This window comes from Streptomyces sp. SID14436 (genome assembly GCF_010548465.1).
GTDB lineage: Bacteria > Actinomycetota > Actinomycetes > Streptomycetales > Streptomycetaceae > Streptomyces.
The window spans coordinates 1-6,628 of sequence record NZ_JAAGMD010000145.1; the positions used below are offsets into that span (position 1 = coordinate 1).

Consider the following 6,628-nt stretch of genomic DNA (forward strand, 5'->3'; position numbering starts at 1 on the left):
CACGCCTGGGCGGCACGCAGCGCCAGTTCCGCCGCCTCGGCCACCTCCGCGGCGGCCGTCACCTCCTCGCCCAGCAGCCGCCGCAGCGTCGCGTCCACCGCGCGCGTGCGCGCCGCGAGGACGACGGCGGGGGCGGCGGTCTCCCAGACGGCGGGCACGTGGCGGGCGACCAGCTCCGGCCGGAAGTTGAAGAATGTGGCGGTCACCACGGCCGCCGACACCGGGCCCATGGCCGCGGCGCGCACCGCGAAGTAGGCGGCCCGGGAGTCCTCGACCCCCACGGCGGCCAGCTCCCGCTCCAGGTCGGGGGAGAAGTAGTGCGTCGAGTGCAGGACGTTGAGCATGGTGTGGCAGCGCCGTCCGGCGCGCTCCGGCAGGGGCGAGGTCGTCATGCCCGAACGTTACCGACTGGTCGGTACGGCCGTCCCGTCCGGTCCGGCGGATGGCAGGAAAGGTGGGGGACTCGTCATTGCGGCCATGCCGGGCCCCGCGAAGAATCGACCGCATGCGAACCGTCCTGGTCGTCCTCTTCGACGACGTGCAGAGCCTCGACGTCACCGGCCCGGTGGAGGTCTTCGCCGGTGCCGAGCGGCAGCGCCCCGGCAGCTACCGCCTGCTCACCGCCTCCCCGGACGGCGCACCGGTCCGCACCTCCAGCGGTCTCACCCTCGCGGCGGACCACGCCCTCGACGACGCCCCCGCCCCGCACACCCTGCTGGTGCCCGGCGGGCCCGGCACCCGGCACCGCCCCGACCCCGCCCTGCTCGCCTGGCTGCGCCGGCACGGACCGCGCGCCGAGCGCCTCGTCTCCGTGTGCTCCGGCGCCCTGCTGCTGGCCGACGCCGGCCTGCTGGAGGGCCGCCGGGTCACCACCCACTGGTCCCTGTGCGGCAGACTCGCCCGCGACCACCCCGGCGTCGAGGTCGACCCCGATCCCATCTTCGTCCGCGACGGACACCTCGCGACCTCCGCCGGCGTCACCGCGGGCATCGACCTCGCCCTCGCGCTCGTCGAGGAGGACCTGGACCGCGACACCGCGCTGACCATCGCCCGCCACCTGGTGGTGTTCCTGCGCCGCCCGGGCAACCAGGCCCAGTTCAGCGCCCAGCTGGCCGCCCAGACCGCCCGGCGGGAGCCGCTGCGGGAGGTCCAGCGGTGGATCACCGAGCATCCGGGCGACGACCTCTCCGTCGAGTCCCTGGCGGCCCGCGCCCGCCTGTCGCCCCGCCACTTCGCCCGCGCCTTCCGGGAGGAGACCGGCACGACACCGGGCCGCTACGTCGACCGGGTACGCCTCGAACACGCCCGGCGCCTGCTGGAGGACACCGCGGACGGTGTCGAGGAGGTCTCGCGCGCCAGCGGCTACGGCACGCCCGAGGCCATGCGGCGCGCCTTCCTCAAGGCGCTCGGCACGGCCCCGGCCGAGTACCGCCGCCGCTTCCGCCCCGCCGGGGCCCGCTGACCGCGACGCCCGGGCACCGCCCCACGCACCGCCCCCCTCCCCGCACCACCACCCGTTCCACCCACCCGGCACCCCCCTCGGGCACCGCCCCCTCGGGCACCGCCCTCGACGAAAGGTCCCGCATGCAGATCGCCGTCGTCCTCTTCGACCGCTTCACGGCCCTCGACGCCGTCGGCCCCTACGAGATCCTCAGCCGGATCCCCGGCGCCGAGACGGTGTTCGTCGCCGAGCGGGCCGGGCCCGTGCGCGACGAGTCCGGCCGGCTCGCCCTGACCGCCGACCGCACCCTGGACGAGGTGCCCCGCCCCGACGTCGTCGTCACGCCGGGCGGGCCCGGCCAGAGCGCCCGCATGACCGACGCGACCCTGCTGGACTGGCTGCGCACCGCCGACGCCACCAGCACCTGGACCACGTCCGTGTGCTCCGGCTCCCTGCTGCTGGCGGCGGCCGGCCTGCTGCGGGGCCGCCGCGCCACCTCCCACTGGCTGGCCCTGGACCAGCTCACGCGGTTCGGCGCCGAGCCGACGGGGGAGCGCGTCGTGACCGACGGGAAGTACGTCACCGCCGCCGGGGTCTCCTCCGGCATCGACATGGGGCTCACGCTGCTCGGCCGGATCGCGGGCGACGACCGCGCCCGCGCCGTGCAGCTGATGGTCGAGTACGACCCGCAGCCGCCCTACGACGCGGGATCCCCGGCGAAGGCGCCCGCCCACCTCGTCGAGTCGCTGCGCGCCCGGAGCCGCTTCCTGCTCACCTAGGCCGTTTCGGATCACGCCGGGCCCGCGGGCCCGGCACCGCGCGGCCCGGTCCGGACGGAAGACGCTAGGACGCGTCGGCCGTCGTCCAGGTGAACCGCGGCGGGCGGCGTTCCAGGAACGCGGCGACGCCCTCCGGGGTGTCCGCGCTGCCGTCCGCCTGCGCCGCCCAGTGGGCGTCCCGGTCGGTGCGGCCGTCCGCGAACTCCTTAGCGGCGGCCTGCGTCAGCTGCGAACGGGACGCCAGCACCCGGGCGAACTCCGCCACGCGCGCGTCCAGTTCGCCGTCCGGCAGCACCTCGTCGGCCAGCCCGGTGCGCAGCGCCCGCCCGGCGTCGATCAGCTCGCCCGAGAACAGCAGGTACTTCGCGGTGGCCGGACCCACCAGCGACACCAGCCGCCGGGTGGAGGATGCCGGGTAGACGATGCCCAGCTTCGCCGGGGTCACCCCGAAGGCGGCCCCCTCCTCGGCGAACCGCAGGTCGCAGGCCGCCGCGAGCTGGCAGCCGCCGCCCACGCAGTGGCCGCGCACCGCGGCCAGGGTCGGCTTGGGGAAGGCGGCCAGGGCCTCCTCGGCGTCCACGGCGAGCCGCTGCGCCTCGCGCGGCGACCCCCGCAGCGAGGAGATGTCGGCCCCCGCGCAGAAGGTGCCGCCCGCGCCGGTGAGCACCAGGACCCGTACCGCCGGGTCGTCGGCCAGGGAGCCGAGCAGCGGCGGCAGGTCCGCCCACATCGCCGCCGTCATGGCGTTGCGCTTGGCGGGATGGCTGATGACGACGGTGGCGACCGAGTCGGTGACGCCGTGCAGTAGCTGGGGCTCCATGCGCGGGATGCTAACCGGCCCCGGCCGGTGTCCCGCACGGCGCCCCTGGTGAGCGGTCCGGCCGACCGGAGCACACGCGGGTTACGAACCTCGGGCGAGGGGGGACCAGGAGGGAGGAGGGGGCCGAGGAGGCAATCATGGTCAAGTCCACCGCGCCGCACGACGAGGCGGCGAAGCTCAGCCGGGGTTTCGGCTGGCTCGCGGTCCTCGGCGTGATCCTGGTCGTCGCGGGTCTGGTCGGGCTCGTGTACACCGGTGTCGCCACGCTCACCTCGATGCTGCTGTTCGGCTGGCTGCTGCTGGTGGGCGGCGTGATCGGCCTGCTGCACGCCGTCCAGGCCCGGCACTCCAACTTCTTCTGGCTCGGTGTGGTCGTCGCCGCGCTGAACATCGCCGCCGGAGCGGTGATCCTGAAGACCCCCGAGGCCGCGGCCGAGGCGCTGACCATGTTCGCCGCGCTGCTCTTCCTCACCGGCGGGGTGTTCCGGCTGGTGGGCAGCCTGGTGGTGCGCGGTCCGCAGTTCGGCTGGACCCTCGTCCAGGGCGCCTTCGGCCTGCTGCTGGGCATCCTGGTGCTGGCCTCCTGGCCGAGCAGCAGCCAGTACGTCATCGGCACCTTCTTCTCCCTCGCCCTGCTCTTCGACGGGCTCGGGCTGATCGCCACCGGGTACGGCGGGCGCCGCATCGTCGGCATGGTCTCCGACCGGCTCGGCGACGCGGAGGACGGGCCCGCCGGTCCCGGCGGTGCCGCGGCGGGGGAGCGCCCGTCCGGTCCGGAAGCGTCCCCCACCAAACCCGTACAACCCGAATAGTTCGCCAAGACGGCACAAGGCAGGCAGGAACGGTCGCTTCAGCATTCGGTTCGTGCGAACCCGGTCAGAAGTGCTCGATATGCGCTGACTTCTGTTCAGGACTTCGGTGCGGAGCGCCGCGTTACCAACACTCGACGTGTGGTGACAATCGAGCGCGAGGGTGGCGACCGGGCGATGGACGACCAAGGGCGCGGGTCCGGCCCACGCCCGCAGGGCGCGGAGGGACCCGCCGACACCGGGACCGTCGATCCGCTGCCGTACGAAGGGGTGTGGCGGTTCACCGCACCCGCCGTCGACGCCTCCGTCCCCCAGGCACGCCGTGCCGTCCGGGACCTGCTGCTGCGCCAGGGAGTCCCGGTCGCCGACGACGTGGCGTACGGCCTGCTGCTGATCGTCTCGGAGCTGGTCACCAACGCCGTACGGCACGCGGCCCTGCTGTCCCCGATGCTCGCCGTCGAGGTCGCCGTCGGCGCCGAATGGGTGCGGGTGGCCGTCGAGGACAACCACCCCTACCGCCCGACCGCCCTGGAGACGGACCACGCCCGCACCGGTGGCCGGGGCCTGCTGCTCGTGCGCGAGATCACCCGCGAGGCCGGCGGCGTCTGCGACGTCGAGCACACCGCGAACGGCGGCAAGGTGATCTGGGCCGCCCTGCCGCTCAGGACCGCCCGGGCCTGACCGGGCCGGGTCCCCGCACGGCCGACGGGCCGGCCGGGAGCACCCCCGGCCGGCCCGTCCGCGCCGGCCTGCGACGCGTGCGTACGGGACCGGTCACCAGCCCGCCGACGACCCCGTCAGCTCGCGCACCGCCGGACGCGCCGCGTCCAGCACCGTCATGAACCACGCCGAGAACGTGTCCCGGCCGTGCCGCTCCGTCAGCTCCTCGGGAGTGACGAACGCCGTCGACGCCACCTCCTCCGGGTCGGTGCACAGCGACGACTGCACCATGCCGACGAAGAGGTGGTTGAACTCCTGCTCCACCAGCCCCGACGCGGGGTCGGGGTGGTTGTAGCGGACCGTGCCCGCCTCCGCGAGCAGCGTCGGGGACACCCCCAGCTCCTCGAACGTCCGCCGGGCGGCCGCCGCGAACGGCGCCTCACCCGGGTACGGGTGGCCGCAGCAGCTGTTGGACCACACACCCGGGGAGTGGTACTTGCCCAGCGCCCGCTGCTGCAGCAGCAGCCGGCCGCGCTCGTCGAACAGGAACACCGAGAACGCCCGGTGCAGCCGGCCCGGCGGCTGATGGGCGGAGAGCTTCTCCGCGGTGCCGATCGTCTCGCCGTTCTCGTCGACCAGCTCCAGCAGAATCGCCTCATTGGTGCCGTCCGACGGACTGTGCGTCGCGGTGGCAGGTGTGATCGGCATACCCATCCTTCACTCGGTCTTCGCGCCCCAAGTCTGCCGTACCGATCCGGTGCTCCGGCACTTCACGCGCACCCCGCATGTCCCGGCCGGTACCCGGTCGGGCCGGAAGAGGGGGCCCCGGGGGTGATCGTGCCCGCCCCGGCACGCGGGGAACCGCCGGGGACGGGGGGTGCGGAGGAGTACCCCCGCGCCGGGCGGCGTCCCGCGCGCCCCGCCCGGCTCAGTGCCCGCGCACCCCGTCCGGCTCAGTGGCAGAGCCGCGCCTCGTGCTCCGCGTGGCCGCGCGGCTCCAGCTGGAAGGTGCAGTGCTCCACGTCGAAGTGATCGCCGAGGCAGCTCTGCAGCTCGTGCAGCATCTTCTCGTGCCCGAGCGCGTTGAGGACCTCGGGGCTGACGACCACGTGCGCCGAGAGGACCGGCATGCCGGACGTGATGGTCCAGGCGTGCAGGTCGTGGACGTCCTCGACACCGTCCGTGGCCAGGATGTGCGCCCGCACCTGTGCCATGTCCACGTCCTTGGGGGCGGCCTCCAGCAGCACGTCCAGCGTCTCCCGCAGCAGCTTCACCGTGCGGGGCACGATCATCAGGGCGATCACCAGGGAGGCGATCGGGTCGGCGGCCGTCCAGCCCGTGGTGACGATCACCACGGCGGCCAGGATCACCGCGACCGAGCCGAGCGCGTCCGCCGCCACCTCCAGGAAGGCGCCGCGCACGTTCAGGCTCTCCTTCTGCCCGCGCATCAGGAGCATCAGCGACACCAGATTGGCGGCCAGGCCGATCGCGCCGAACACCAGGGCCACGCCGCCCTTGGTGTCCGCCGGGGTGACGAACCGCTCCACCGCCTCGTAGAGGACGTAGCCGCCGACGACGAGCAGCAGCAGACAGTTGGCGAGGGCGGCGAGTATCTCCGCGCGGGCCAGGCCGAAGGTGCGGCGCTCGCTCGGCGGGCGGTTCGCGAAGTGGATCGCGAGCAGCGCCACACCGAGGCCCACCGCGTCCGTCGCCATGTGGGCCGCGTCCGCGACCAGGGCGAGCGAGTCGGCGAGCAGACCGCCGACGATCTGGACGACCATGACCCCGAGGGTGATCGCCAGCGCGGCCCGCAGTCTGCCGCGGTACGCGGCGCTCGCGGTACCGCCGGCCGGCGCGCCGTGCGCGTGCCCGTGATCGTGCCCAACCCCCATGAGAACCGCCCTTCCGTGACCCGTCCGGACCACAGTCAACTACGGGGAGGGGGTATCTGCAACGCGGCACTGAACACCGTTGTCATGTGCCCTGACCTGCGCAAACGTTGCGCAGGTCACAGGCGGGCCGGTCGCGCCCGTGCGCCGCGCCCCGGCGGCACCGGTGGGGCGGGCGCCCCGGCCGGTCAGCGGCCGTGGTGCAGCTGCCAGCCCCGCCAGGCGGACTC

General features: G+C 74.5%; 7 protein-coding genes and 1 pseudogene. 4 read left to right on the top strand and 4 right to left on the bottom strand.

Going from position 1 to position 6,628, the window contains the following annotated elements; all coding sequences use genetic code 11:
* A pseudogene (locus tag G3I53_RS05410) lies at window positions 1-392 on the bottom strand (hypothetical protein); the annotation flags it as partial.
* Between the two features lie 113 nt (window positions 393-505).
* Between G3I53_RS05410 and G3I53_RS05415 the strand changes: the two are divergent.
* Together G3I53_RS05415 and G3I53_RS05420 are read left to right on the top strand one after the other, a co-directional pair.
* Window positions 506-1,462, top strand: coding sequence for a GlxA family transcriptional regulator (locus tag G3I53_RS05415; RefSeq protein ID WP_164333780.1), 957 nt, complete (start codon window positions 506-508; stop codon window positions 1,460-1,462).
* Between the two features lie 122 nt (window positions 1,463-1,584).
* Window positions 1,585-2,220 carry a DJ-1/PfpI family protein gene (locus G3I53_RS05420; protein ID WP_164333781.1) on the top strand — a complete coding sequence of 212 codons (636 nt, stop codon included), beginning with the start codon at window positions 1,585-1,587 and terminating at the stop codon, window positions 2,218-2,220.
* Between the two features lie 64 nt (window positions 2,221-2,284).
* Here G3I53_RS05420 and G3I53_RS05425 read toward each other — a convergent pair whose 3' ends face one another.
* The gene (locus G3I53_RS05425; RefSeq protein ID WP_164333782.1) at window positions 2,285-3,040 is read right to left on the bottom strand and encodes an enoyl-CoA hydratase/isomerase family protein; all 756 of its coding nucleotides are present in this window, start codon (window positions 3,038-3,040) and stop codon (window positions 2,285-2,287) included.
* 137 nt (window positions 3,041-3,177) lie between these two features.
* Between G3I53_RS05425 and G3I53_RS05430 the strand changes: the two genes are divergently transcribed.
* Together G3I53_RS05430 and G3I53_RS05435 are read left to right on the top strand one after the other, a co-directional pair.
* Window positions 3,178-3,852, top strand: a complete 675-nt coding sequence (locus tag G3I53_RS05430) for an HdeD family acid-resistance protein (protein WP_239063583.1) — start codon at window positions 3,178-3,180, stop codon at window positions 3,850-3,852.
* Window positions 3,853-4,026: 174 nt separating this feature from the next.
* The gene (locus tag G3I53_RS05435) at window positions 4,027-4,530 is read left to right on the top strand and encodes an ATP-binding protein (protein ID WP_164333785.1); all 504 of its coding nucleotides are present in this window, start codon (window positions 4,027-4,029) and stop codon (window positions 4,528-4,530) included.
* Window positions 4,531-4,623: 93 nt separating this feature from the next.
* Here the strand turns inward: G3I53_RS05435 and idi are convergent, their stop codons facing one another.
* Both idi and G3I53_RS05445 read right to left on the bottom strand, forming a co-directional pair.
* Window positions 4,624-5,217 (bottom strand): isopentenyl-diphosphate Delta-isomerase, encoded by a 594-nt coding sequence (gene idi / locus G3I53_RS05440; RefSeq protein ID WP_164333783.1) that lies wholly within the window; start codon window positions 5,215-5,217, stop codon window positions 4,624-4,626.
* Window positions 5,218-5,462: 245 nt separating this feature from the next.
* The gene (locus G3I53_RS05445) at window positions 5,463-6,401 is read right to left on the bottom strand and encodes a cation diffusion facilitator family transporter (protein WP_164333784.1); all 939 of its coding nucleotides are present in this window, start codon (window positions 6,399-6,401) and stop codon (window positions 5,463-5,465) included.
* Window positions 6,402-6,628: the final 227 nt, after the last annotated feature.

Bases quoted from the DNA above. Each gene is read 5' to 3' on its own strand.
- G3I53_RS05415 (WP_164333780.1), top strand. From the start codon at position 506: ATGCGAACCGTCCTGGTCGTCCTCTTCGACGACGTGCAGAGCCTCGAC.
- G3I53_RS05420 (WP_164333781.1), top strand. From the start codon at position 1,585: ATGCAGATCGCCGTCGTCCTCTTCGACCGCTTCACGGCCCTCGACGCC.
- G3I53_RS05425 (WP_164333782.1), bottom strand. From the start codon at position 3,040: ATGGAGCCCCAGCTACTGCACGGCGTCACCGACTCGGTCGCCACCGTC.
- G3I53_RS05430 (WP_239063583.1), top strand. From the start codon at position 3,178: ATGGTCAAGTCCACCGCGCCGCACGACGAGGCGGCGAAGCTCAGCCGG.
- G3I53_RS05435 (WP_164333785.1), top strand. From the start codon at position 4,027: ATGGACGACCAAGGGCGCGGGTCCGGCCCACGCCCGCAGGGCGCGGAG.
- idi (WP_164333783.1), bottom strand. From the start codon at position 5,217: ATGCCGATCACACCTGCCACCGCGACGCACAGTCCGTCGGACGGCACC.
- G3I53_RS05445 (WP_164333784.1), bottom strand. From the start codon at position 6,401: ATGGGGGTTGGGCACGATCACGGGCACGCGCACGGCGCGCCGGCCGGC.